This is a genomic window from Chloroflexia bacterium SDU3-3 (genome assembly GCA_009268125.1).
Classification (GTDB): Bacteria; Chloroflexota; Chloroflexia; order Chloroflexales; family Roseiflexaceae; genus SDU3-3.
In genome coordinates, this window is record WBOU01000006.1 from 133,218 (window position 1) to 157,331 (window position 24,114).

Genomic DNA, 24,114 nt, shown 5'->3' on the forward strand with positions numbered 1-24,114 from the left:
GAGCGCGCCCGCCCGGCGCACCACCGCACACCGACGCAGCACCACGCCACGCGACCACAGGCAGACTGATCACACGCCAACCGGGAGCGCGCTCCCCCGACTCCCACAGCTGGAGCAACTTTTATGAAGATCAAGCCTACACTGGATGATGTCCGCGCCCTCCGCGAGCAGGGGAACCTCTGCCCGATCTACGGCGAGATCCTCGCCGATCTTGAGACCCCGGTCTCGGCCTTCCTGAAGGTGGCGCGGGGGCCATGGGCCTTTTTGCTCGAATCGGTCGAGGGCGGGCGCAACATCGGGCGCTACTCGTTCATCGGCACCGACCCCTACCTGACGCTGCGCTTCGACGGCGGTACGGCCCACGCCGTGCAGGGCGGCTACAAGCAGACCATGGCCTACACCGACCCGCTGACGGTGCTCGGCTCGTACCTGCGCGACTACCGCCCGGTGCGCCTGCCCGACCTGCCGCTGTTCCTGGGCGGCGCGGTGGGCTACTTCGGCTACGAGACGGTGGCCTGCTTCGAGCGGCTGCCCATCCCCCAGCCACGCGGCTACGAGATGCCGCTGGGCATGTGGCAGTTTGTCGACACGCTGCTGGCCTTCGACCACCTGACCCACAAGATCAATGTGATCACGCATGTGCACCTGGACGCCGACGACCTAGAGGCCGAGTACCAGCGCGCGGTGGCCAAGATCCAGGCGCTGGCCGAGCGCCTAGCGGCCCCGCTGGATGGCCAGAACCTGAAGATCCGCCCGCAGAGCGGCGAGACGCCGACCCCGCCGACATCCAACGTGCCCCAGCCCGAGTATGAGCGGCGGGTGCGCGCCGCCCAGGAGTACATCGCCGCTGGCGACATCTTCCAGGTGGTACCATCGCAGCGCTTCAGCCGCCCGATCAGCGTGGACGCCTTCACGATCTACCGCGCGCTGCGCACGATCAACCCCTCGCCCTATATGTTCTACATCCGCACCCCCGAGGGCGAGCTGGTGGGCGCGTCGCCCGAACTGCTGGTGCGCGTCGAGGAGGGGCTGGTCTCCACCCACCCGATCGCAGGCACCAGGCCGCGCGGCAAAGATGAGGACGAGGACCGCGCCCTGGCCGAGGAGCTGATCGCCGACGAGAAGGAGCGCGCCGAGCACCTGATGCTGGTGGATCTGGGCCGCAACGACATCGGGCGCGTCTCGGCCCCCGGCACGGTGCGCGTGCCCGACTTTATGTTCGTGGAGAAGTTCAGCCACGTGATGCACTTGGTGAGCCACGTGACCGGCAGGCTGCGCGACGACATGAGCGCCCTGGATGCGCTGCGGGCCACCTTCCCCGCCGGGACAGTGAGCGGCGCGCCCAAGATCCGCGCGATGGAGATCATCGCCGAGCTGGAGGGCACGCAGCGCGGGGTCTACTCGGGCGCGGTGGGCCATGTGGGCTTCAACGGCGACCTGGACACCTGCATCGCGCTGCGGACTATGGTGGTGAAGGATGGCGTGGCCTACGTGCAGGCGGGCGGCGGCGTGGTGGCCGATAGCAACCCCACCGCCGAGTACCAGGAGAGCTGCAACAAGGCGGCGGCGCTGCTGCGCGCCATCGAGCTGGCCGAGTCGCTGGGGCGCTAGGGCCGCGCGTCCTCGCAGGTGATCGCATCCTCGCCGCCGCCGCCCAGGCAGACATCATCGCCCAGGCCGCCGTCGATGCTGTCGGCCCCGCCGCCGCCGAGAATGCAGTCGTCGCCGCCGCCGCCGTCGATTATGTCGATGCCAGCGCTGCCGAGGATGAGGTCGCTGCCCGGCGTGCCGGTGATCGTGCCATCGCCCGCCACCAGCGAGGTGAGGCCGAGCGCGGCGCACTGCGGCGGGCGCAGGCTGCTGGCCGTGACCGCGCGGCTGTCCATGTCCAGCCCCGAGCTGGGCACGGTCAGCGAGGCGGCCTGGGCCGAGGCCAGCCCCAGCAGCACCAGCGCGGCAACAAAGCAGAGCAGAGTGGAGAGCGGGCGTGGCATAGGTATCACCTCAGCTGCGCGAGTGCGCGGGTGCGGGCGGCATCCCACGCGCTGGCAAAGCGCCGATCGGTCTCGCGCTGGCGGTAGGCGGCCACCAGGCTCACCCCGGCGGCGCGGCTGGCCTCGGATGCCAGGCCGCTCTGCTCAAGGGTGGAGAGGAACACATCCTGCCAGGATGGAAACACCACGGCGGCTGGCTCTGCCGCGACCGGCTGGGAAAACGTGGGCGGGGCCGGGTCGTCGGCAAGGTAGACGTAGGTCTGCTCGCCGACGATCGTGAAGTAGCGGTGCTGCCCTGGGCCCTGCTCGTGCAGCAGCGGCGCGCCGGAGCGCTCGGCCAGCCGGGCCAGCGCCTCGATGCTGCCCAGCTCGATGGCCTGGGCGAGCGAGCGGGCGGGGGCGGCCACATCGCAGATCTGGCCGCCGTAGCGCAGCCGGATCTGCGCGGCGGGGTCGCCCCGCAGCCGCCGCAGCAGCGGGCCAGCCAGCGCCGCCAGCGCCCCGCCCGAGATCAGCAGGCCCAGCGCGGCCAGCCAGCGGGCGGGCACCACGCCCAGCGGCACCCCGGGGAAGATCTGCTCGTTGCCGATGGATGTGCGGGTGAGCGCACCCGCCTTGGCCGGGGCCAGCGCGTCGCGCTCGGGGTCGCGCACCATGCGCAGCTGGTACTCGTCGCTCTGGAAGGTGAGCGCAGGCGCGAAGCTCTCGTGGAGGGGCTGCCCGCCCAGCGCACCGTCGACCGTGACGGTGGGGCGGATGCGCAGGGTGTACTCGCGCTTGGGCAGCTCGGCCTGGCGCTCCAGCTCGGCGACCATGGCCTTGACCGAGGCCAGATCAACCTGGCCGCGCAACTCGACCGCGCCGCCAGCGAACGAGCGCGCCGGGCTGAGCGCGAGGGTGCGGTGCCAGCCATCGGCGCTGCCAAGCTCGGCATCTAGGCGGGCCGTCCCACGGATGTCGGCGGGGGCGTCGGACGTGAGCGTGTAGGCGAAGGCCACATCCAGCGTATCGGAGAGCTTCCAGAACACCGGCTCGCCGGTGGCGGCCGCACCGCCATCGTAGATGCCGGGGGGCGCGGCGGCGGTGTAGCTGAAGCGCCCGGCCTGCTGGTAGGGCAGCTCGACGCTGGTGGCCCGCTGGGCCGGGCGCACCAGCGCCGCCACGCCCAGCGCCAGCGAGAGCAGAAGGCCAGCCGCCGTCACCACCAGCCCAGCCTGCGCGGGGATGCGGGCGGCGGCGGGGGTGGGCCGCGCCCGGCCCGGCCTGCGGGTGCTGTGGATCTGTACCATAAGAAGCCCCATACCAAATGCTAGCGCCGCCGCGACCGCCGGGGTGCGCAGCCAGATCAGCGGGCTGCCCAGCGCCGGAACCCAGAGCACGGCGCGGCCTATCAGATCGGAGGTGTGTGGCCGATACGGATCGATAAAGGTGTTGTGGTCGCCCTGGAACACCCAGAGCGCGCCATCCCTGCCGATCGCGCGGTGGATGACCGGGCCGATCTCGGGGTGGCGGTAGGCCAGCACCTGGCCCACTTGGTACTGCGGCTCGGCCCGCAGCAGCACTAGGTCGCCACGGTGGTACAGCGGCTCCATGCTGTTGCCGTTCACCACCAGCCACGACACCTGCCCGCCCAGCTGGGTCGGCGCAAGCAGCAGCCAGGCGGCGGCCAGCAGCGCCAGCGTGATCAGGCTAGAGCGGAGCGAGCGTGGCAGCAGGGTGGCCATGGCGACACCAGTGCGGCGGTACGGGCATTCCCGCACCGCCGCGATAGAGAGCGGAGGCTACTGGGCCGCGACCACGCGCAGCGAGTCGACCGAGAGCGCCGTAACATTGGCCGAGCTGAGGTCGAGCGACCAGGCCGTGCCGCTGCCGTGGGTGGCGGTGTACCAGGTGCCACCGGCGATCACCTGAACTTTCACCGTGGTCGGCTGCGAGTTCGTTCCAGCCGGGGTGATCGTGAAGTCCACCGTATCGATCAGCGAGGGGTCGGTGGCATTCAGCACATAGGTGATGCCGCCCACAGTGTAGCCGCTGATCGCGCCCGCGCCATCGCCAGCGCCGCTGGTGGGCACCGTGTTGCTGGCCGCGAAGCCGTAGGCCGTACCTGCGAGGATAAGCGCAAACAGCGCACCGAGCACCCAGCGGATGTTGAGGAAGGATGAGACGTTCATGGTGGGATATCCTCTTTGCGAAAAGTTGTTACGAGATCCGGCGATCTCATAGCGATAACTCTAGTCCTACGCCAAACGATAGTACAACAAGGCATTAGTCCACACCGCGCACGCCCAACGGGCTAGGTGCAGGAAGACGAAAGGTGAGCAAAGGTACTAGCCTGTCGCCCGTATCCACCCACGGCGCGATATCGTAGATGACAGAACGGAAACAGAATCTGCTGGGCAATACACAGGCCGCACCTACAAGCCGCGCGGCAAAGGAGAAAACCATGATTCTACTGCTCGACAACTATGACAGCTTCACCTACAACCTGTACCAGTACCTCTGCGAGCTTGGGGCCGAGGTGGTGGTCAAGCGCAACGACGAGCTGACTGTGGCCGAGGTGGCCGCGCTGCAGCCCGAGAAGATCGTGATCTCGCCCGGCCCGTGCACGCCCACCGAGGCCGGGATCAGCGTGCCGATCATCCGCGAGCTGGGCGACCAGTTCCCCATCCTGGGCGTGTGCCTGGGCCACCAGTCGATCGGCCAGGCCTACGGCGGCGCGGTGGTGCGCGCCCCCCACGTGATGCACGGCAAGATCTCGCAGATCCACAACGAGGGCAAGGGCATCTTCGCCGGGCTGCCCAAGGCCTTCCCCGCCACCCGCTACCACTCGCTGATCGTGCGCCGCGACGATCTGCCCGACTGCCTAGAGATCACCGCCTGGACCGAGGATGGCCTGATCATGGGCCTGCGCCACCGCGACCTGCCGGTGGAGGGCCTGCAGTTCCACCCCGAGTCGATCATGACCGAGGCCGGCAAGCAGCTGCTGTCCAACTTCCTCGCGCAGAACAGCCACGCCGCCAAGGCGTAGGCCCGCGCCCCTGAAACGACCGGAGTTTCCCTATGCCCATCCGCGACTCTATCATCGCCGTCGCACGCGGCACCCACCTGACCCAAGAGCAGGCCGCCGACGTTATGGAAGAGATCATGACCGGCGTGGCCACGCCCGCCCAGGTGGCCGCGTTCCTCACCGCGCTGCACCTGAAGGGCGAGACCGAGGCCGAGATCGCAGGCATGGCCGAGGTGATGCGGGCCAAGGCCGTGCCCGTCGCCTTCGACGGCCCTGTGCTCGACACATGCGGCACCGGCGGCGACTCGTCGGGCACCTTCAACATCTCCACCACGGCCTCGTTCATCGCCGCCGGGGCGGGGGCCACGGTGGCCAAGCACGGCAACCGCGCCATGTCTAGCACGTGCGGCTCCGCCGATGTGCTGGAGGGCCTGGGCGTGAACATCGAGCTGGACGCCGACGGGGTGGCGCGCTGCCTGCGCCAGGCCGGGATCGGCTTCATGTTCGCCCAGAAGTTCCACCCGGCCATGCGCTACGTCGGCCCAGTGCGGCGCGAGATCGGCATCCGCACCGTGTTCAACGTGCTGGGGCCGCTGACAAACCCAGCCCGCGCCCGCCACCAGGTGCTGGGCGTGGCCAGCGTGGCCCTGGCCGAGAAGCTGGCCCACGCCCTGGCGCGGCTGGGCAGCGCCCACGCCCTAGTGATCCACGGCAACGGCGGGCTGGATGAGCTGGCCCTGACCGGCCCCAACCTGATCTACGAGGTGCGCAACGGCCAGGTGAGCCAGTGGGAGCCGCTGGCCCCCACCGACCTGGGGCTGCAGGCGGCCCCGCGCGAAGCCGTGCTGGGCGGCAGCGTGGCCGAGAACGTGGCGCTGGTGCGCGGCATCCTCTCGGGCGAGGTGCGCGGCCCCAAGCGCGACATCGTGCTGCTGAACGCCGCCGCCGCTATCTACGCCGCCGACCTAGCCGCCAGCCTGCCCGAGGCGCTGGCCCTGGCCACCGCCAGCGTCGATGGGGGCCGCGCCCACGAGCGGCTGGAGCGCATGCTCGCGGCCAGCGCGCAGGGCTAGCGCCCCACACACACGCGGCGGGCGCACCCAGCTGGTGGGTGCGCCCGCCGCACAGCACGCCGCCTTGGCGCGATTCTAGCCCGTCATTGCGATCAGCTCCAGGTGATTCTTGGGCACCCAGCCCCGCTCGCCGCAGCCATTCTCGGCCCAGTACCAACCGCCCTCCTCATCGAGCAGCACCAAGATCTCGCCCATATCGACCGTCAGCTCGCGGGCGTCGTAGTCGCGCCGCGCCTGCCCCGCGTCGCCGCGGATCTCTAGGTAGCTCTCGGGCACCCAGCCGCCCAGGCCCTGGCCGTTGGTGCACCACACATAGGCGGGCCACTGGGCATCGTTGGCCACCACCGTCACAACCTCGCCCGCGCAGAGAGTCAGCGGGTTGGGATAGATCATCTGATATGGTGTCGTCACACGAGCACGCTGTCCGGGTAGTGAAAGTATCAGGGTCATAGTGGTACTTCTTTCACACGTCTGTCTGTACGCCGCGATCGCGTGGCCCTACAGGAACGGTAGCAGCCAATGATGTAGGGCGCATCATAGCTCTCACGAGATGCTGCTATAAGCCATCCCTTTGCTCTATAGCGGATTCCGTACCATTAGGTTGCGAATCGATCGTACAGGTTGCCGCATGTCTCCAGCGGGCCTCGCCGAGTGACACCCGTGAGCGGGAGCCTGCGCTGCCCAGCTGCGCGCCCCGCCCATGGGCCAGCCAGCGAGCGCCGCGCTACAAGGCCATGCACACAGGCCAGTCGGCAGTACGCCCTGGAAAAGGCCCGAGCCACAAGCTTGCTGCGCCGCGTACTACTGAGTATACCGTTTTTTGGCCCAAGTTCTATCCCTCTTGCCGCAATATGGTACTATTTGGCCAAGTGTGCCAGAAGTGGAGAGCTACTGTGAACGTAACAAAAGCTGTTATCACCAGCGCCGCGCCTAACCAGCGCACCCTGCCGCTCCAGCGCCTCGTCGACCGCGACGGGGCCGCCAAGACGGTGCTCCAGATCATTGTAGAGGAAGCGATCAGCGCCGAGATCGACGAGATCGGCGTGGTGGTCGCCCCTGGCGATACATCCTCGTTTGCCGAGGCTGCGGGCGAGTACCGCAGCAGGCTGCGCTTTATCGAGCAGGCCGAGCCGCTGGGCTACGGCCACGCGGTGCTGTGCGCCCGCCCCTTCGTGGGCGACCAGCCCTTCCTGCACCTGGTGGGCGACCACCTGTATATGAGCCACACCGCCAAGGGCTGCGCCCAGCAGCTGGTCGAGCTGGCCCGCGCCGAGAGCTGCGCGGTCTCGGCGGTGCAGCCCTCGCGCGAGAGCCTGCTGCCCTACTACGGCGTGGTCGGCGGGCACCTGGTGGCTGGCCAGCAGAACCTCTACCTAGTGGATCAGGTGGCCGAGAAGCCCACGCCCACCGAGGCCGAGCAGCGGCTGAACGTGCCCGGGCTGCGCGTGGGCCACTACCTGTGCTTCTTCGGGATGCACGTGCTGACGCCGCAGGTGATGGACATCCTCGACCGGCAGCTGGCCGAGGCGGGCGGCGCGCCCATCCAGCTCTCGCCCGCGCTAGATGCGCTGGCCAAGCACGAGCGCTACCTGGCCCTGGCCAACCTGGGCCGCCGCTACGATGTGGGCGTGAAGTACGGCCTGCTCACCGCCCAGCTGGCCCTGGCCCTGGGCGGCAGCGCCCGCGACGAGGTGCTGGCCATGCTCGTCGAGCTGCTGGCCACCCGCACGATCGAGTCCGCCCAGTAGCTGGTGCCCCACGCACCCGCCGTGACCCAGGAGCACGCCGTGTCTGTTCTCACCACGATCATCACCTCGCCCACCCCCGAGGAGCGCGACCGCTCGCTCGACGCCTTCTGCCGCGACGCCACGGTGGATGCGCTGCTGCGCGAGTGCGCCGAGCTGGATGCGCTGCGCCGATCCAGCGACAACCTCTACCATCGGGTGCGCGCGCTGTTCTTTCTCTACGCGATCTACCGATTCTATCTACCGCGCCACGCCCAGGCCTCGTGCCGTGGCCTCATCCCCTTCGAGGGCTACGAGCACCTGCTCAACCGCCGCTTCGAGGAGGCGATCACGGTCTTCAGCGAGGCCGCCCAGGCCGAGGGGCCGACCGACGCGCTGTGCAGCGCGCTGGCCAACGCCTACCACCGGCTGGCCTTCCAGACCCTGGCCGACCAGGTGCGCCGCTCGGTGCGCTCGGTGCGCGGCAACCAGTGGATGTTCCGCGTCGGCCACCCGTTCGACCAGCCGCTGCGGGTGCGGCCCGAGCTGCTGCGCCCGCTGGATGCGCACGGCTACGCCTTCCCCGTGCTGCGCGAGACCACGCCGGTGCGCATGGATCTGACCCACAGCGGCTGGAGCGACATCTTCTTCCTGGGCATGGATTTCCCCGAGGGCGCGCAGGTGCTGAACGTCTCGATCGACCTGGGCGTGCACGGGCGCGACGCCGCCCCCAGGCCGCCGGTCGAGGCCTACTTCCGCGTGATCGACCAGCCGGTGCTGCGGCTCACCAGCATCGACCTGGCCACCACCGCCGACATCACCGACCTGTCCGAGGTCTTCGACTTCGCCCGCGACTACCTGGGCCTGCTCAAGGCCGCCCTGATCGCGGCAGGCGTGGTGCCGCCCGGGATCGAGGGGTCGGGCCAGAAGCTCTCGGATCTGCTGGCGCGGATGGTCGGCCAGGGGCGCGGCATCGAGCTGGTGAGCCAGGTCAACGACATCCCCAAAGGCTCGCGGCTGGCCGTTTCCACCAACCTGCTGGCCGCGCTGATCGCGGCGTGCATGCGCGCCACCGGGCAGGCCACATCGCTCACCGGCCAGCTGCGCGAGGACGAGCGGCGGCTGGTGGCCGCCCGCGCCATCCTGGGCGAGTGGCTGGGCGGCTCGGGCGGCGGCTGGCAGGATTCAGGCGGCGTCTGGCCGGGGATCAAGCACATCCAGGGCACGCTGGCCACCGAGGGCGACCCCGAGCACGGCATTAGCCGGGGGCGGCTGCTGCCAAGCCACCACATCCTCACCCGCGACCAGGCATCCGACGCCACACGCCAGGCCCTGCAGGATAGCCTGGTGCTGGTGCACGGCGGCATGGCCCAGAACGTCGGGCCGATCTTGGAGATGGTGACGGAGAAGTACCTGCTGCGCAGCGATGCCGAGTGGGTTGGCCGCCAGGACGCGATTAGCATCCTTGAGCACATCCTGGCCGCCCTGCGCGATGGCGACATCGCCGCCATCGGCGAGCTGACCACCCGCAACTTCTTCGGCCCGATCCAGACGATCATCCCCTGGGCATCCAACCTCTACACCGAGCAGCTGATCGCCCAGGCCCGCGAGCGCTTCGGCCAAGACTTCTGGGGCTTCTGGATGCTCGGCGGCATGTCGGGCGGCGGCATGGGCTTTATCTTCGCGCCCCACCGTAAGGCCGAGGCCCAAGAGTACCTGCAGACCATGATGCGCGAGACCAAGCGGCGGCTGGAAAACGCGCTGCCCTTCGCCATGGACCCGGTGGTCTACGACTTCGCGATCAACGAGCGCGGCACCTACGCCGACCTGCTGGAGGGCGACAGCGCGCTGATGCCGCCCGGCTACTACGCCCTAACGGTGCCGCAGATGCTGCGGGCCGACCCGCGCAGCCTCGCGCCCTCGCGCCGCGCCGAGCTAGAGCGCTTCGGGATGGCGGTGCGCACCCAGCCCCAGCTCTCCACCATGGTGCCCAAGCTGTTCGACCTGCTGCTGCCGCGCGCCCAGGAGGACGGCGGCGGCGCGCAGACGCTCCAGGCCCTGCTTGAGCAGAATGGCTTCGACCGGCTCCAGCACGAGCAGATCCGCGCCGACCTGCGCGCCGGGCGCATCGGGCTACTGCAGAACCGGCTCGCGCCCACCACCGACATCCGCGACGTGGAGCAGGGCGATGTGGTGGACGCCACCGGCGGCCTGCCCGACGAGCTGCGCGCCCTCGGCGCGGCAGCGCTCCAGCGCGGCGAGGTGGCCGTGGTGTCGCTGGCGGCGGGCGCAGGCAGCCGCTGGACCCAGGGCGCAGGCGTGGTGAAGGCGCTCCACCCCTTCGCCAAGCTAGGCGGCAGGCACCGCACCTTCATCGAGACCCACCTGGCCAAGAGCCGCCGCGCCAGCAGGCTGGCCGGAACGCCGGTGCCGCACATCTTCACCACCAGCTACCTGACCCACGGCCCCACCGAGGCCTACCTGCGCAGCGAGGCCAACTACGGCTACCAGGGGCCTCTGTTGCTCTCGCCGGGGCGCTCGGTGGGCCTGCGGCTGGTGCCCATGGCCCGCGACCTGCGCTTCGCCTGGGAGGAGACCGCCCAGCAGATCCTGGACGCACAGGCCCAGAAGATGCGCGACAGCCTGCACTCGGCCCTGATCGGCTGGGCGCTGGGCACTGGCGAGGGCAGCGACTACACCGACAACATGCCCAGCCAGTGCCTGCACCCCACCGGCCACTGGTTCGAGCTGCCCAACATGCTGCGCAACGGCACGCTGGCGCGGCTGCTGGCTGAGCGCCCCCAGCTGCGCTACCTGATGCTGCACAACATCGACACGCTCGGGGCCGACCTCGACCCGGCGCTGCTGGGCCTGCACATCCAGCGCGGCGGCGCGCTGACCTTCGAGGTGATCACCCGCCGGATCGAGGATCGCGGCGGCGGCCTCGCCCGCGTGGATGGCCAGCTGCGCCTGCTGGAGGGCCTGGCGATGCCGCGCGAGGAGGACGAGTTCACGCTCTCGTACTACAACACGCTCACCACCTGGATCAGCATCGACCAGCTGCTCGACGCCTTCGGGCTGCGCCGCGAGGATCTGGCCGATGAGGAAAAGGTCACGGCGGCGGTGCGGGCGCTGGGCGCGCGGCTGCCCACCTACATCACCCTGAAGGATGTAAAGAAGCGCTGGGGCCACGGCCAGGAGGACATATTCCCGGTGGCGCAGTTTGAAAAGCTGTGGGGCGATATGACCGCGCTGGCCGACCTGCGCAGCGTGTTCGTGGCGGTGCCCCGCCCGCGCGGCCAGCAGCTGAAGGATCAGGCCCAGCTCGACGGCTGGCTGCGCGACGGCACGGCGGCCTATGTCGAGGGCCTGTGCGAGTGGGACTGATCGAGCGGGGGCTAGGTGACCAATGGCCACCTAGCCCAGCCCCCAACGGCAATCGCGGCATGGTAGAATACGGCCACTAGGCACATACCCGTAGCCCCAAGGCCAGCCCTATGAAGCCCACCGCCGAGCAGCGCAACGCCGCATCCCCAACCCAACAGCACGCCCGCAAGATGGCCGAGCAGCGCGCCGAGCTTCAGCGGCGGCAGATCGCCGAGCTGGCCACGCTCGCGTGCTTCCAGGGCGTGCCCACCGCGGTGCTGCAGGGGCTCGCCCCGCACTGCACCCTGCGCATCCTCACGCCGGGCGGGCCAAGCCTTGAGCAGGGCCGCCAGCCAAGCCTCTACATCGTGCTGCAGGGCCAAGCCGACCTGGCCCTGATCGACCAGCACCACCGCACTGTGGAGATCGGAACCTATAGCCGGGGCGCGTGCTTTGGCGAGGGGCCGCTGTTCGGCGCGATCTTCCGGGGGGTCTACGCCGAATCCAGCGAGCTATGCTCGCTGCTGCAAATCTCGATCGAGGCCGTGCGCACCGCCAGCGCGGCCAGCCCCGCGCTGGCGGCCAACCTGCGCGAGGTCTACCGACACCACCTGGCCGCCCACGCGCTCAGCCGCACCCAGCTCTTCCAGTCGCTCGCCCCCGCCGAGCGCGACCAGATCGCCCAGATGCTCACGCCGCACACCTACGAGCACGGCCAGCAGATCATCGCCCTCGGCGAGCCGGGGTCGGCGCTCTACCTGATCGAGTCGGGCCAGTGCGTGATCAGCCGCGACGGCGCGCTGATCGCCCAGCTGGAAGATGGCGCATTCTTCGGCGAGATCTCGCTGCTGACCGGCAGCAGACACACCGCCGACGTCCACGCCATCACGCCCACCACTGTGCTTGAGCTGCCGCGCTCCACCTTCCTCGATCTGATCGAGCGCCACGCCGAGCTGTCCCAGCAGCTCCACCACCTCGTCGAGCAGCGGCTGCAGGCGCAGTCATCCCAGAGCCACGATGGCCACCTGGCGCTGGTGGGCAGCGCCATACCGCACGGGCTGCTGCGCGGCTCGCACCTGCTGGTGCGCGACACCACGCGCTGCCCCGATGGCTGCTCGCTCTGCACCCAGGCCTGCGCCGAGCGGCACGGCCAGCCGCGCCTGCGGCCAAACGGCGTGGCCTACAAGCACCTCGACCTGATGGACGCGTGCCGCCAGTGCAGCAGCCAGCCCGAGTGCGTAGCCGCCTGCCCGCACGATGCCATCCAGCGCGCTCCCAACGGCGCGCTGATCATCACCGGCAGCTGCGATGGGTGTGGCAAATGTGCCCCGGCCTGCCCCTACGATGCCATCACGATGATCGACCACCCCTTCACCCCGCAGCCCCAGCTGCAAAAGCTCTGGCAGCGCCTCATCCGCCGCAATGGCGAGATCGCGCTCGACCCTGTGCGCCCGGCCCAGAGCCCCGACAAATGCGATCTCTGCCACGGCCACAGCGACCTCGCCTGCGTCGAGGGCTGCCCGACCGGGGCGCTCCGGCTCATCCCCGTCGACGAGATCTTCCCGTTCTAGCCCAAACGGGCAGCGGGCATGGGACCGCTGGGGCATACAGCGAGGCCGCGCGCGCGGCTATACTGAGCGCGGTATGCATCGATACCGCAGCTACCACCACCCACGCCTATGATCGCACAGCTTATCGAGTCACTCCTCGCCCTGCTGTTCCCCGAGCGCTGCGCGGGCTGCGGCGCCCTGGGCGAGCCGCTCTGCGAGCGCTGCCGCAGCGCCCTGGACATCTACCCCGACCATGTGCGCGGCATCCCCGCGCTCGATGCCATCAGCATCGGCTACATCTACCAGCGGCCCATCCGCGAGGCCATCCACCAGCTCAAGTACCGCCGCCGCAGGCGCGTGGCCCAGCCCCTTGGGCAGCTGCTGGCCGAGCTAGCCCGCCCCCACGCCCCCGACATCGACGCGGTCATGCCGGTGCCAATGCACGCCAGCCGCCTCGCCGAGCGTGGCTTCAACCAGGCCGAGCTGCTGGCCAGCGCGGCGGCGCGCGGGGCTGGGCTGCCATGCGTTGCCGCGGGGCTGGTGCGCACTCGCGCCACCAGCCAGCAGGCCCACCTCAACGCCCAGCAGCGCCAAGCAAACATGCGCGGCGTGTTTGCCTGGCAGGCCGCTGCACCGCCACCCGCACGAATTCTGCTAGTCGACGATGTGCTCACCACCGGCGCGACCATGAGCGCCTGCGCCATAGCGCTGCGTGAGGCGGGCAGCCGCGAGGTCTATGGCCTCGCGCTGGCCCGCAGCATCCGCTAGGGCGCAAAAAAGGGCGCGCCGGGTTTCCCCAGCGCGCCCCACCTGCGGCAGCCAGCAGCTACCAGCGCCCGCTCTGGCCCGGCACTGTCGCACCGAAGATGCTAGGCGGCAGCTTGAAGCCATGGGCCTCCAGCTTACTGGTGAAGCGCGGGCGCGTACCCGTCGGCTTCAGATCGCATATGATCTTACCCTCGGGCGTCTTACCCTTGATGTCTAGGATGAAGATATCCTGTAGCACCACGGTGTCGCCCTCCATGCCCTGCACCTCGGTGATATAGGCCACCTTGCGCTGGCCATCGTCGAGGCGGGTCTGCTGCACAATCAGGTCGATAGCCGAGGCGATCTGCTCGCGGATAACCTTGAGCGGCATATCCATACCGGCCATCATCGCCATTGTCTCCATACGCGAGATAGCATCGCGCGGGGTGTTGGCGTGCAGTGTGGTGAGCGAGCCGTCGTGACCGGTGTTCATGGCCTGGAGCATGTCCATCGTCTCGCCGCCGCGGCACTCGCCGATCACCACGCGCTCGGGGCGCATACGCAGCGAGTTAATCACCAGGTCGCGAATGCTCACGCGGCCCGAGCCATCGATCTCGGCGGGCTTCGACTCAAGCCGCACCACGTGATCCTGGCCCAGCTTCAGCTCGGCGCTGTCCTCGATCGTCACGATTCGCTCATCCTGCGGGATGAAGTTGGAGAGCACGTTGAGCAGCGTAGTCTTACCAGAGCCAGTGCCACCGGACACCACCACGTTCAGGCGGCTCACCACACAGGCGCGCAGGAACTCGGCCATCTCGTTCGTGACCGAGCCAAACCGCACGAGATCCTCGATCTGCAGCTTGTTCTTGGAAAACTTACGGATGGTGATCGAGGGGCCATCGATCGCGCAGGGCGGGATGATGGCATTGACGCGGCTGCCATCAGGCAGGCGGGCATCCACCATCGGCCATTTGCGGTCGACGCGGCGGCCCAGCGGGCGGATGATGCGGTCAATCACCTTCAGCACGTGCTCGTCGTTGGCAAACTGCACGGGCGTCATGATCAGCTTGCCCTTCTGCTCGATGTAGACTTGCTTGGGGCCATTGACCATGACCTCGCTCACCGTCTCATCGCGCAGCAGCGGCTCCATCGGCCCGAAGCCGAACAGCTCATCGAGCACCATGTCGTAGAGCTGGCGCACCTGCGGCTCGCTCAGGCTGGTGTTGCTCTGGCGGTAGTAGTTGCCAAAGCGCTCCTGCAGCATGCGCTCGGACTCGGGGGTGCGCTTCAGCTCTTGGTTGTTCAGCGAGCCTTGGATGCGGTCGACGATCCAGAGCGACAGCTCGATGATCTTCTGCTGTGTTGCGGTGTCGCTCGTGCCGTATGAAACAGCGCCGCCGGCTCCGACCGTCGCGCTCGACACGCGCTCCTCCAGGGCCGAGCGCTGGGGCGCAGGCGCGGCGTTCGGCGGTGGCGGTGGCACTGCGGTGCCCAGCTGCGAGCCGCGCGGCTCGGCGGGCGGGGCGGGCTGTGGGGCAGGGGCCGCATTCTCGGCAGGCTGTGGGGTGTTTCCAATACGCTTCAGAAGCGACATTGTGCAGATCTCCTCTCAGGAGGCAAGCTCATGGGTTAGAAACGGTGTGCCTAGTTAAACTTCACAAAGTACGCCTCGCAGGCGCGGTCGATCAGCTCTTTCGACATGGTGGGCGTTGCGCCGCGGTAGCGCGACTCATCCAAGATCTGGTCGCACAGGTCGCGCGGGTGGCAGGAGCGCAGGTCGCGCCGCACCTTCATATAGTGCTCCTGGATCAGGTAGCGCAGCCCATCATCCGAGTAGGGCACGCCCTTGGCCTTGGCCACGCGCCGGAAGATCTCGCGGTACTCATCGGGCGTGGGATTGGGCACCTCGATCTTGTGGCGGATGCGCCGCAGGAAGGCATCATCGACCAGATCTTTCGGCGAGAGATTGGTTGAGAACACGATCAGCACATCGAAGGGCACCTGCAGCTTCTTGCCGGTCTGCAGCGCCAGATAGTCGATCTTCTTCTCCAGCGGCACGATCCAGCGGTTCAGCAGATCCTGCGGGCGGATCTTCTGCCGCCCGAAGTCGTCGATCAGGAACAGCCCGCCGTTAGCCTTCAGCTGGTAGGGGGCCTCGTACACCTTCGAGATCGGGTCGAAGATCAGCTCCAGCTGCTCCATGATCAGCTCGCCGCCGACCACCACCTGCGGTCGCTTGCACACCACCCAGCGGCGGTCGGGCACGAACTCGTGATGCTGGGGGGCGCCGCCAAACGCCGCGTTTGGCTCGCTGCGCGTCACCGGGGGCTGCGGGATGGGCTTGTGGTTCAGCGGGTCGAAGACCTTGATCACCTGACCGTCGATCTCCACCGCGTAGGGGATGAGGATCTGGCCGCCCATCATGTTGGCGATGCCCTCGGCGATCGTGGTCTTGCCGTTGCCGGGCGGGCCATACAGGAAGAGCGACCGGGCCGAGTTGGCGGCGGGGCCGATCTTGTCGAGCATGGTCTGGTTCACCACCAGGTGGCTGAAGGCATCATTGACCACGCGGCCATCCACCACCATATTGCCCACCGACTGGCGCTGCACGATATCGATGTACACCGCCAGCGGCACCGGGGCCGGGCCTGCATACTGCGAGCGCGCCAGCACCTCGTTGATCTTCAGGCGACCCTTGTTGGCGATCACATACTGGAAGGCGCGCTCGTTGAAGCCGCCCTGCGCGCCGGTGATATCAACATACTCCTCAAGCTTGAGGAACTCCAGCGCCTTGTCGATCACGCCCAGGAAGGGCAGCTTGGTCTCGTCTTCGATCTGCTGGCCGGTGATGCTGCCGTTGAAGTAGACGATCTTCAGCACCAGATCGTTGATGAAGCCCATGCCCAGGCCCGTCTCGCTGATCGAGGTCGGCTCGGGGGGGATCGGAACGACCGGGCCGCCGCCACCGCCGCCAGAACCAGCGGTCGGGCCCTGGTTGGATGCACTCGTAAACTCGCGTAGTTGAAAGCTCATAGTGGTATCTGTGGGATAGGGCGATCTGCCAGCCAGGGCACATCGCGGATGAAAATATGGTCGCTCAGCGGGCTGAGAAGCACAATATGCGCAGCGGCGACAAGCATCTGCGCGCTGTGGTAGATCAGGGTTTCCTCGGATGCGCTATAGACATGTGCATCGATAATGGTGAGGAACGAGGCGCGGTTGGCATCGATCACATCTTTCAGCCACTGATCGGGGCCAGTATGGATGCTGCCAATGATAACATGCTCGGGGGTGCGAATAAAGACCCGAATCGCGCCCGAGTCTGTTGGCGGGGGAGAATACGTGCCCGTGTCGTCCGCATGCGGTTCCATCTCACCTCCCACAGGTTTCCTCGGCCCCGTGCGCCATGTGGTGGCGAGACAAGAGACCCCGAGGCTCGACAGGAACAGACCATACAAAAACGCCAAGCGATACGATATCGCTCGGCTCTAGTATACGGTCCGAGGGCTTGGATGGCAATAGTACAAGAGAGCTAGTCTCTCACGGTATCGTTACCAGCCCGGGGTGTCGGCTGGGGGCGCGGGGCCGCCCAGCCGACGCGGGGAAACAGCTACTCTTCGTTGATATCGTCGTCCTCGCCGATATCCTGCTCGATATCGTCCAGGCCCAGCTCCTCGTCATCGCCGCCGAAGGTGTCGTCCTCCTCGATCTCGACATCGTCGTTCGAGTCGTCGTCCTCCAGCATATCGCCATCCAGATCCTCGTAGGTGCCGGTAGCCACATAGCCGCGCAGCGAGCCCTCGCCGAACTTGCCGGGGAACGAGATGCGGCCGCGCTGCGAGGGATCCTGGTAGATCTCGCGGATGAGAATGCGCAGCTGCTTTGAGTCGATCTGCACCACCGCCGCGATATAGCGGTTGCCGCCGTTCATCAGCTCCATCAGGCGCTGGGCTAGCTTCGGCTCGATGCGGCCCAGCACGTTACCGGTGGCGTCCAGCACCACCACGTTGCGGCCTTCGACCACCACATCGACCTTCTCGCCCGTGACCACGGCATCCACCATCGGCCCGCGCTGGATGTCCACCAGCGGGGTGACGGCGGTCTTGCCGGTCTCGGTAATGAACAGGCGCAGGTCGACCAGCTCGCGGCTCGACCGATCGACCACCTGGGGCGTCACCGCGCGGGCGATCAGGCTCTCCAGCCGGTCGTAGTTCTTGCGGGCGATGATGTTGGTGGGCATGATCCGCAGCGCCGAGCCATAGGCCTTGTGGGCCTCATCGAACTGGCCAAGCTCGAAATAGGCCTTGCCAAGGCGGTTGTACGCATCGGCATCCTCGCCAAGCTCGATAATCTGGCGGTTCACATCCACTGCCTCGGTCCAGCTGTTGCGCGAGGCCATCTCGATCGCACGATCCTGGAGCCGCCGCCGCTGGCGCAATTTTTCATCCTGCTTGGTCAACTCTCGCTCCTTTTATCCATAGGGCTATGCGGGGCGCGGGGCTTCCTGCCGCGCTGGCCCGCCGCGAAGGTGGTACAGTAGCCGCCGCTAGATGGGGCAGCCGAGCGCCGGTACGTTCACGCACACCAGCAGGCCCAGCACCCCTAAACTGTTAAACATCATATGGGCGATAATGCCGGGCAAGATGCTCTTGGTCAGGTAGGCCCCGCCAACAAACACCAGCCCCAGCAGAAAGATCGGCACAACCAGCGCTATCTGGCCCTGGGTGACATTAAAGAGGTGCACTGCCGAGAACAGGCCCGCGCTGAACGCCATGGCCAGCCCCAGCTGCCATGGCCGATCGCTGCCCCGCAGCGCGTGGAACAGATAGCCGCGGAAGAGCGTCTCCTCGCCCAGCGGCGCGATCACCACGGCCATGATCGCAAACAGCAGCTGGCCGAAGTAGTCGCCCCGGCTGATCAGCGCGCCAAACTGCGCCGACTGGTTCTGCTCGATATGCAGCACCTGGCTAAAAAACAGCCCCAGCCCAACATTCATCAACAGCGCCAGGATGCCCATCCCCACGCTCGCGCCGATCAGAATAGGCCAGGCGGGCAAGCCGATGCCGATGCTGGCCAGCGGGCTGCGGCGCAGCAGGCGCACGCGCACCAGCGGCACCGCGATAAAGATCAGGTTCTGCAGCAGGGTGGAGATAAAGATCCAGCGGATGCCCAGCAGCCTCAGCAGGCCAGACTCATCCATGCCGCGCAGCTGATCGGGGGTCAGGCCCTGCGCGCGCGCAGCGATGCCTAGCCCCAGACCTTGCACCAGCGCCGAGGTGAGCAGCACCAGCGCCACCACGATCGCCAGATCGATCCACACCACCACCGCCAGCGGCCAGCGCCCGCGCGGGGCTGGGGCAGCGATCTCTGCAGCATTGTCTGTCATTAGGCCGGGGTTCCTTCGCCTACAAGGTCGCCCTGCAGCGACCACGCGCCCGTGTGGCGCACGCGCACCAGCGCCAGCCGCCCGGTCCAATCCTGGGCATCGCTGAAGAACACCAGCTTGTTCTGCGGCGAGCGACCGCGCCACTTGCCCTTGCTCTCGCCCTCCACCAGCACCTCGACGGTCTGGCCAAGGTAGGCGGTGTTCTGCTGGGCCGAGATCTCCTCCTGCAGGCGCTCAAGCTCGACGCGTCGGGCCTGCTTCTCCTCCTCGGGCACGGCGAAGGCCGGGTCCTGCTCCATGTCGCCGGCGCGGGTGCCGGGCCGCCACGAGTAGGCGGCGATGTGCACCTTGCCAAAGCCAATCTCGCGCACCAGATCCACGGTGCCCTCGAAGTGGTGGCGCTGCTCGGCGGGGTGGCCCACGATGATATCGGTGGTCATCGACACGTGGGGGATGGCCGCGCGGATGCGCCCGATCAGGTCGCGGTAGCGCTGTACGGTGTAGCCGCGCCGCATGATCTTCAGAATCTCGTCGTGGCCAGCCTGCACCGGCAGGTTGATCTCGGGCATGCAGCGGGGTAGCTCGGCCACAGTCTGGATGAGCTTGTCGGTCATCCACGCGGGGTGCGATGTGAGGAAGCGCAGCCGCACCAGGCCGGGAACCTCGTGCACCGCCCGCAGCAGGTCGGCCAGGGTCGGGCGGCCCGGCAGGTCGTGCCCCCACGAGTCGACGATCTGGCCCAGCAGCACGATCTCCTTCGCGCCGCGCGCCACGATCCGCGCCACCTCATCCACGATCTCCTCCAGCGGGCGGCTGCGCTCGCGGCCACGGCGAGATGGGATGACGCAGAAGGCGCAGTTCATGTTGCAGCCGTACTGGATGGGCACGTGCACCGACACGGGCGGGTGCTCCCAGCTGGCCACCGGCAGCGCGGGGTCTTCAAGCTGGTAGACCGGGTTCGGCGCGAGCGCCAGCACCTCATCCACCGCCGAGGGCGAGACGAAGTGGTCGACCACCGGCAGCTTCTGGCGGAAGATCGACTGGTTGTTCGGCCCCACCATGCAGCCCCAGAGGACGATGCGGGTATCGGGCTGCTCGCGCTTAACGCGCTGCAGCTCGCCCAGCTTGCCGATGATGCGCTCCTCGGCAGAAGCGCGCACGCTGCACGAGTTCAGCACGATAAAGCTGGCCTCCTCGGGCCGCTCGGCGGGTGCGTAGCCGACCCCCTGGAGGGCCGACTCAAGGCGCTCGGAGTCGGAGATATTCATCTGACATCCGACCGTCCAGACGTAGTAGCGGCGCTCGCGGGGCGTGGTATCGCGCGATGTCGCCGGAGCCGTGTTCTGGAAGGCCTCAAAAGGCATCAGCGTGAGATCTGGCATCGTTCCATTCCTGGGTTTTAGATAGCAGCCGCGCATTATAGCGCATCTGAATGCCCCGCGCAAGCACTGCTATGCCGGGGGAGATCGCGGGAGCGCGGCGCGGCTGCGCGCCGGTTTCCGAAGGGGCCAGCACCTCCCCGCGCTGCGGGGAGGTGCGGTGGGCCGAGATCAATAAAGAACGTGTGCCAGCGCACTCGGCACACGTTCTTCTGAGTGAGGAAAACCTACCAGACGACGATCGGCAGGTTGTTGGCCACGCTCTGGTCGGCGGCGGTGCGCAGCACGCTGAGGCAGCGGTAGGCCGGGTGGCTGCTGGGCACGCTCGCACCCTTCAGCAGGCCCTCCAGCTCCACCAGCTCGCGCTGCAGCGCCACCGAGGAGCCGAAGCTGACCACGCTGTCCTCTTCCTCGTACTCATCGTGGTCGTGATCGTGGTCGTGGTGGTGCTCCTCGCTCTCCTCATCCACCTCCAGCCACACCGGCTCGGCGAAGTCGACCGGCAGGTAGTAGCCGCCGTCGGCCTGGTGGTTGATCAGGTGCGGGAAGCGGGTGCTGGCCTCGCCCTCCCAGATCGACGTCAGCGCGTCATCCGGCTCGGCGTCCAGCTCCTCGGGCAGGGTCAGCACCGAGGCGATGCCCTTGCCCTGCTCCAGGTAGGCCGCGAACAGCCGCAGCTGGTAGAGATCCATGAAGCGGCTGATGCCGCCCTCCCAGATCTCCACGCCGGGCTGGGCCAGCAGGTCAACCTCGACGCCCTCTTCGCGAAGCAGATCCTGAATGTCGGAGAGCCACTCGCGCTCCTCTTCAAAAAGCTCGCGATCCTCCTCTGGTCGGGTGGTAAAGATCGAACCAACCAGCAGGTCTAGCTCTGTCGGATCTGTCGTGTCGCTCATGCAACGCTCCTATGTTCGTATCATTCTCAATCATACGCTCGGTATCAAAAGCGCATGAAGTATACCACGTTCGCGGCGATCGCCGGGAGCGCGGCGGCTCATTCTTCCGCATGATAAAGGATATCGGACGCAGGTCGCAGGCTTGACGCTAGGTATCGTGGGGGGTAGAATCCGCGCTATGTCACAAAACAATCGGGAGCATTCCATGGGCTGGCTTCGTCGGCTGCCGCGGCAGGCCTGGTATATGATCGGCGGGCTGGTATTCGTGTGGTGTGTGGCGGGCAGCGCGCTGGCGGGCTGGGCGGTGGGGCAGAGCGCCGCGCGCTACCAGGGTAAGATCGAGCTGGCCACCGCCGTAGCGCGCGCGATGCAGCTGCCCGACCTGGGCGTGCTAGTCACGAGGCTCGACCGCAGCGGCCCGGCGGCCAGCTCGGGCGTGCGGCGCGGCGATGTGATCGTGGCGGTCAACCGCAGCTCGGTGCAGGATGGGCAGGATCTGGCCGAGCGGATCAAGATCTTCCACCCCGGCGACAGCGTGAGCCTGCAGATCATCCGCGACGACAGCGAGATATCGCTCGATATCACGCTCGCGCCCTTCCCAGGGGCCAAGGCGCGGCCCTACATGGGCATCTACTACACATCTCGCCCCGAAGCGCCAGGAGACCTATGATACCCGATAGCCCGCCCACCAGGCCCAGCGGCCTGCGGGGCATCACCATCCGCCGCCCCATGCTGCTGCTGGCCACCGCCGCCGGCCTGTGCTGGGCCTCGGTGTTGGCCATCCTGATCTCGCCCAACCTGGGCACGCTGCCGCCCTTCGCACCGCTGCGCGTGATCTTCTACGCGCTGGTGCTGGCGGCGGCGCTGCTCACCTTCGTGCCGGTGCAGATGGCCATGCGCACGCCGGGGGTGGCGTTCCAGGGGGCCTGCGGCAGCCTGGTGCTGCTCTACGCGCTGGCGTTCATCCCCCCGCCCACCGGCCCGATCTACTTCCTGCCCGATCTGCCAGTGTACCTAATCTTCCTCGGCGGGCTGTTTGCGCTCGGCTCGGCGCTGGCGCTGCCTGCGGCCTACCTGATCGGCACCAAGATCTTCCACTACCGCGCCAAAAAGTACGACACGCGGCGCGCCTGGCGGCAGGCCCACGAGTTCGGCGCGGCGCTGGCGGCCTGCGGTGCGCTGGCCGGGCTGCGGGTGCTCAACCCGCTCTCGGCGGTGGTGGTGCTGCTGATCGCGGTGGTGAGCGAGATTCTGTTCCTCGCCTATGTCAAGCCCCCAGCCTAGCGGCCAGGGCCGATGCGTTCTTGATTCACCTAAGCCTCTTTACCACGAAGACGCGACGGCTCGAAGGCTTGTATCTTTTTCCTTCGAATCTTCGAGCCTTGGTGGTTATTGCCCCCTTTTCCTTTGGTGCCTTGGTGGTGAAAAATTGGTGCTCTGTTGAGAGCGCATAGACCCTACCATATGATGGGGATAGCCCTACAGCACGCCCGGTCGAACCGGCAGAAACATCTTGTACAATAGACCGCAGTAGTACGTGCTCTGACGCGCACGTCGGAAAGGATCGCGCCATGCTTCATATCTCCATCCTTGGAATGGGACTGATCGGCACATCGCTTGGGATGGCGCTCCGCTCGGCGCCAGAGCAGGCCGCGCCGCTCGGTGCCACGGCGATCATCGGCTACGACAGCAACCCCAAGGCCACCGCCGACGCGCGCGGGCGGCTGGCGATCGACCGCCAGGCCCGCACCCTGGAGGAGGCGGTGCGCGAGGCCGATCTGGTGGTGGTGGCCGTTCCCGCGCTGGCCGCCCGCGCGGTCTTCACCGAGATCGCCCCGCTGCTGCGCCATGGCGCGATCGTCACCGACGTGACCAGCACCAAGGCCCAGATTGCGGCCTGGGCCGCCGAGCTGCTGCCTAGCACCGCCACCTTTGTGGGCGGGCACCCCATGGCGGGCAGCGAGCAGTCGGGCGCGCACGCGGCCAGCCCCGACCTCTTCAAGGATGCCATCTACTGCCTGACGCCCACCGCCAAGGCCCGCCCCGAGGCGGTGCAGGTGCTGGATGCGATGGTGCGCCAGGCGGGCGCGAAGCCCTACTACCTCGACCCCGCCGAGCACGACAGCTACGTGGCGGGGGTCTCGCACCTGCCCTTCCTGCTCTCCACCGCGCTGGTGCAGACCACCACCGCCAGCCCCAGCTGGCGCGAGATGGCCACCCTCGCGGCCAGCGGCTACCGCGACATCAGCCGCCTGGCCTCGGGCGATGTGGCCATGCACCGCGACATCTGCCTCACCAACCGCGAGGCGCTGCTGCGCTGGATCGACGAGGCCAGCGCCTGGCTCGGCGCTCTGCGCGAGCAGATCGCCAGCGAAGATCAGCAGGCGCTGCTGGCCACCTTCCAGCAGGCCAAGGCCGCCCGCGACCAGTGGGTGGGCACCAAGCCAGGCCGCCCCGGCGAGGATGACTTTGTCTCGCTCAGCCCGCCGGTGGAGCGGCGCGGGCTGCTGGGCCTTGGTACCAAAAAGCGCGAGCAGCGCTAGCATCCGCACGCCCTAACGACAAGGAGCAACCCCATGGAGCGAAAGATCCGCGTTCTGGTGGCCAAGCCCGGCCTCGACGGCCACGACCGTGGCGCGAAGGTGGTGGCCCGCGCCCTGCGCGACGCCGGGATGGAGGTGATCTACACCGGCCTCCAGCAGACCCCATCCATGATCGTCGAGGCCGCCATCCAAGAAGATGTGGACGCCATCGGCCTCTCCATTCTCTCCGGCGCACATATGACCCTGCTGCCCAAGATCACCAGCCTGCTGCGCGAACAGGGGGCCGACGACGTGCTGGTGGTGGCGGGCGGCATCATCTCCGACGCCGACGCCGCCACGCTGGTGCGCGACCACGGCATCGCCGCCGTATATGGCCCCGGCTCGCCCACCCACGATGTGGTGGACTTCATCCAGACCCACGTCGCCGCATCGCGAGAACTGTGAGGCAG

General features: G+C 67.8%; 22 protein-coding genes. 11 read left to right on the forward strand and 11 right to left on the reverse strand.

Features of this window, described 5'->3' with window-relative positions:
* Nucleotides 1–123 precede the first annotated feature (123 nt).
* Nucleotides 124–1,611 (forward strand): anthranilate synthase component I, encoded by a 1,488-nt coding sequence (trpE, locus tag F8S13_11690; protein ID KAB8142908.1) that lies wholly within the window; start codon nucleotides 124–126, stop codon nucleotides 1,609–1,611.
* On the opposite strand, the gene F8S13_11695 is transcribed toward trpE, so the two are convergent.
* Genes F8S13_11695 through F8S13_11705 form a run of 3 tightly spaced genes read right to left on the reverse strand, consistent with a single transcriptional unit; the run spans nucleotide 1,608 to nucleotide 4,165 of the window.
* Nucleotides 1,608–1,994 (reverse strand): hypothetical protein, encoded by a 387-nt coding sequence (locus F8S13_11695; GenBank protein ID KAB8142909.1) that lies wholly within the window; start codon nucleotides 1,992–1,994, stop codon nucleotides 1,608–1,610. The genes trpE and F8S13_11695 overlap by 4 nt on opposite strands.
* A gap of 5 nt (nucleotides 1,995–1,999) precedes the next feature.
* Entirely contained in the window at nucleotides 2,000–3,718 is a 1,719-nt protein-coding gene (locus F8S13_11700; GenBank protein KAB8142910.1) for a signal peptidase I, read from the reverse strand.
* Between the two features lie 57 nt (nucleotides 3,719–3,775).
* A complete protein-coding gene (locus F8S13_11705) occupies nucleotides 3,776–4,165 on the reverse strand; it encodes a hypothetical protein (GenBank protein ID KAB8142911.1) in 390 nt (129 codons plus the stop codon).
* A 272-nt stretch (nucleotides 4,166–4,437) separates the two neighbouring features.
* Here F8S13_11705 and F8S13_11710 point away from each other — a divergent pair, with 272 nt between their 5' ends.
* Nucleotides 4,438–5,022, forward strand: a complete 585-nt coding sequence (locus F8S13_11710) for an aminodeoxychorismate/anthranilate synthase component II (GenBank protein KAB8142912.1) — start codon at nucleotides 4,438–4,440, stop codon at nucleotides 5,020–5,022.
* A 32-nt stretch (nucleotides 5,023–5,054) separates the two neighbouring features.
* The gene (gene trpD / locus F8S13_11715) at nucleotides 5,055–6,074 is read left to right on the forward strand and encodes an anthranilate phosphoribosyltransferase (GenBank protein ID KAB8142913.1); all 1,020 of its coding nucleotides are present in this window, start codon (nucleotides 5,055–5,057) and stop codon (nucleotides 6,072–6,074) included.
* 75 nt (nucleotides 6,075–6,149) lie between these two features.
* Here the strand turns inward: trpD and F8S13_11720 are convergent, their stop codons facing one another.
* Entirely contained in the window at nucleotides 6,150–6,524 is a 375-nt protein-coding gene (locus F8S13_11720; protein ID KAB8142914.1) for a peptide-binding protein, read from the reverse strand.
* Nucleotides 6,525–6,967: 443 nt separating this feature from the next.
* Between F8S13_11720 and F8S13_11725 the strand changes: the two genes are divergently transcribed.
* From F8S13_11725 to F8S13_11740, 4 genes are all read left to right on the forward strand, one after another.
* On the forward strand, nucleotides 6,968–7,822 hold the full coding sequence (locus F8S13_11725; GenBank protein KAB8142915.1) for a UTP--glucose-1-phosphate uridylyltransferase: 855 nt from the start codon (nucleotides 6,968–6,970) through the stop codon (nucleotides 7,820–7,822).
* A 21-nt stretch (nucleotides 7,823–7,843) separates the two neighbouring features.
* Nucleotides 7,844–11,185 carry a UTP--glucose-1-phosphate uridylyltransferase gene (locus F8S13_11730; GenBank protein ID KAB8143142.1) on the forward strand — a complete coding sequence of 1,114 codons (3,342 nt, stop codon included), beginning with the start codon at nucleotides 7,844–7,846 and terminating at the stop codon, nucleotides 11,183–11,185.
* A 110-nt stretch (nucleotides 11,186–11,295) separates the two neighbouring features.
* Complete coding sequence (locus F8S13_11735) at nucleotides 11,296–12,735, forward strand: cyclic nucleotide-binding domain-containing protein (protein ID KAB8142916.1); 1,440 nt, start codon at nucleotides 11,296–11,298, stop codon at nucleotides 12,733–12,735.
* A gap of 108 nt (nucleotides 12,736–12,843) precedes the next feature.
* Nucleotides 12,844–13,482 carry a ComF family protein gene (locus F8S13_11740; GenBank protein KAB8142917.1) on the forward strand — a complete coding sequence of 213 codons (639 nt, stop codon included), beginning with the start codon at nucleotides 12,844–12,846 and terminating at the stop codon, nucleotides 13,480–13,482.
* 58 nt (nucleotides 13,483–13,540) lie between these two features.
* On the opposite strand, the gene F8S13_11745 is transcribed toward F8S13_11740, so the two are convergent.
* The 7 genes from F8S13_11745 to F8S13_11775 all read right to left on the reverse strand — a co-directional run bounded on the left by F8S13_11745 (nucleotide 13,541) and on the right by F8S13_11775 (nucleotide 21,122).
* Nucleotides 13,541–15,055, reverse strand: a complete 1,515-nt coding sequence (locus tag F8S13_11745; protein ID KAB8142918.1) for a CpaF family protein — start codon at nucleotides 15,053–15,055, stop codon at nucleotides 13,541–13,543.
* 50 nt (nucleotides 15,056–15,105) lie between these two features.
* Nucleotides 15,106–16,494, reverse strand: coding sequence for an AAA family ATPase (locus tag F8S13_11750; protein ID KAB8142919.1), 1,389 nt, complete (start codon nucleotides 16,492–16,494; stop codon nucleotides 15,106–15,108).
* Entirely contained in the window at nucleotides 16,491–16,844 is a 354-nt protein-coding gene (locus tag F8S13_11755; protein KAB8142920.1) for a hypothetical protein, read from the reverse strand. The genes F8S13_11750 and F8S13_11755 overlap by 4 nt, the downstream gene beginning before the upstream one ends.
* 227 nt (nucleotides 16,845–17,071) lie before the next feature.
* The gene (locus tag F8S13_11760) at nucleotides 17,072–17,860 is read right to left on the reverse strand and encodes a tetratricopeptide repeat protein (protein KAB8143143.1); all 789 of its coding nucleotides are present in this window, start codon (nucleotides 17,858–17,860) and stop codon (nucleotides 17,072–17,074) included.
* 147 nt (nucleotides 17,861–18,007) lie between these two features.
* The gene (locus F8S13_11765; GenBank protein KAB8142921.1) at nucleotides 18,008–18,847 is read right to left on the reverse strand and encodes a CPBP family intramembrane metalloprotease; all 840 of its coding nucleotides are present in this window, start codon (nucleotides 18,845–18,847) and stop codon (nucleotides 18,008–18,010) included.
* Nucleotides 18,847–20,211: a tRNA (N6-isopentenyl adenosine(37)-C2)-methylthiotransferase MiaB gene (gene miaB / locus F8S13_11770; GenBank protein ID KAB8143144.1), complete on the reverse strand. Its 1,365-nt coding sequence runs from the start codon at nucleotides 20,209–20,211 to the stop codon at nucleotides 18,847–18,849. The genes F8S13_11765 and miaB overlap by 1 nt, the downstream gene beginning before the upstream one ends.
* A 242-nt stretch (nucleotides 20,212–20,453) precedes the next feature.
* On the reverse strand, nucleotides 20,454–21,122 hold the full coding sequence (locus F8S13_11775) for a hypothetical protein (protein ID KAB8142922.1): 669 nt from the start codon (nucleotides 21,120–21,122) through the stop codon (nucleotides 20,454–20,456).
* A 178-nt stretch (nucleotides 21,123–21,300) separates the two neighbouring features.
* On the opposite strand from F8S13_11775, the gene F8S13_11780 reads away from it, so the two are divergent.
* The 4 genes from F8S13_11780 to F8S13_11795 all read left to right on the forward strand — a co-directional run bounded on the left by F8S13_11780 (nucleotide 21,301) and on the right by F8S13_11795 (nucleotide 24,109).
* On the forward strand, nucleotides 21,301–21,792 hold the full coding sequence (locus F8S13_11780) for a PDZ domain-containing protein (GenBank protein KAB8142923.1): 492 nt from the start codon (nucleotides 21,301–21,303) through the stop codon (nucleotides 21,790–21,792).
* Complete coding sequence (locus tag F8S13_11785) at nucleotides 21,789–22,406, forward strand: hypothetical protein (GenBank protein ID KAB8142924.1); 618 nt, start codon at nucleotides 21,789–21,791, stop codon at nucleotides 22,404–22,406. Before F8S13_11780 ends, F8S13_11785 begins: the two co-directional genes overlap by 4 nt.
* Nucleotides 22,407–22,693: 287 nt before the next feature.
* Nucleotides 22,694–23,665, forward strand: coding sequence for a prephenate dehydrogenase/arogenate dehydrogenase family protein (locus tag F8S13_11790; protein ID KAB8142925.1), 972 nt, complete (start codon nucleotides 22,694–22,696; stop codon nucleotides 23,663–23,665).
* A gap of 33 nt (nucleotides 23,666–23,698) precedes the next feature.
* Entirely contained in the window at nucleotides 23,699–24,109 is a 411-nt protein-coding gene (locus F8S13_11795; GenBank protein ID KAB8142926.1) for a cobalamin B12-binding domain-containing protein, read from the forward strand.
* Nucleotides 24,110–24,114: the final 5 nt, after the last annotated feature.